The following is a 1,647-nucleotide window of genomic DNA, read 5'->3' on the forward strand; positions in this document are numbered from 1 at the left end:
TCTGAAAATTATCAAGGAAATCATACTACTGCAGGTGGTAAAGAATTAAAACCGATTCCGACTCCAAGCCTTCCAAATCCAATTCCATCTCCTGTTTTGCCAGCTCTTACCTTAAAACCTTTGAAACCTATTGTAAAGCCGGCTCCTACTCTAAATCCTAAAATAGACTCAAATTCTTCTTTGGTTAGCCAGCTGGTACGAAAAGTTGGAGAAGGATATGTTTTCGAAGAAAAAGGAATCTCACGCTATGTTTTTGCGAAAGATTTACCATCTGAAACTGTTAAAAATCTTGAAAGCAAGTTATCAAAACAAGAGAGTGTATCACACGCTTTAAATGCTAAAAAAGAAAAAGTTGCTCCTCGTGACCAAGAATTTTATGATAAAGCATATAATTTATTGGCCGAGGCTCATAAAGCATTGTCTGAAAATAAGGGTCGTACTTCTGATTTCCAAGCTTTGGACAAATTAGCAGAACGATTGAATGATGAATCGACTAATAAAGGAAAATTGGTAGATGATTTATTGTCATTCTTAGCACCAATTACCCACCCAGAGCGACTTGGAAAACCAAATTCTCAAATTGAATATACCGAAAACGAAGTTCGTATTGCTCAACTAGCTGATAAGTATACAACGTCAGATGGTTACATTTTTGACGAACATGATATTATCAGTGATGAAGGAGATGCCTATGTAACACCTCATATGGGCCATAGTCACTGGATTGGAAAAGACAGCCTTTCTGATAAGGAAAAAGCTGCGGCTCAATCTTATACCAAGGAAAAAGGTATTTTACCTCCATCTCCAGACGCAGATGCTCAAGCAAATCCAACTGGAGATAGTGCAGCGGCCATTTACAATCGTGTGAAAGGGGAAAAACGAATTCCACTCGTTCGACTTCCATACATGGTCGAGCATACAGTTGAAGTTAAAAATGGTAATTTGATTATTCCTCATAAGGATCATTACCATAACATTAAATTTGCTTGGTTTGATGATCATTCATACAAGGCTCCAAATGGTTATACTCTGGAAGACTTATTTGCGACGATTAAATACTATGTTGAACATCCTGACGAACGTCCACATTCTAATGATGGATGGGGCAATGCCAGCGAGCATGTCTTAGGTAAGAAAGACCACAGTGAAGATCCCAAAAAGAACTTCAAAGCGGATGAAGAACCAGTAGAGGAAACACCTGCTGAGCCAGAAGTCCCTCAAGTGGAGACTGAAAAAGTAGAAGCCAAGCTCAAAGAAGCAGAAGCTTTACTTGCTAAAGTAACGGATGCTAGTCTGAAAGGCAATGCGACAGAAACCCTAGCTGGTTTACGAAATAATTTGAGCCTGCAAACCATGGATAATAATGGTATCATGGCAGAAGCAGAAAAATTACTTGCGTTGTTAAAAGGTAGTAATCCTTCACCTGTAAATAAGGAAAAAACAAACTAATGAAAAATGGGAGTCTCGATAAAGGGGCTTTCATTTTTATTATGTATATACGAAAAATTCTTGACAAGCAGTACTAAAAAGAGTAAACTATTAACTAGTTAATTAACTGGTTTATTGTTTTATAGTGAATCAAATAGAGTCAAGAAAAGAGGAAAGAATGAAAATCAATAAAAAATATCTAGCTGGGTCAGCAGCTGC

The 1,647-nt window shown here is 37.4% G+C and carries 1 protein-coding gene; it reads left to right on the plus strand.

What is annotated here, in order from left to right; translation table 11 throughout:
• On the plus strand, window positions 1-1,449 hold a 1,449-nt coding region (locus HMPREF2701_RS07025; protein ID WP_148130523.1), incomplete at its 5' end, for a pneumococcal-type histidine triad protein.
• Window positions 1,450-1,647: the final 198 nt, after the last annotated feature.

This window comes from Streptococcus sp. HMSC077D04, from assembly GCF_001808785.1.
GTDB classification, from domain to species: Bacteria; Bacillota; Bacilli; order Lactobacillales; family Streptococcaceae; genus Streptococcus; species Streptococcus mitis_BX.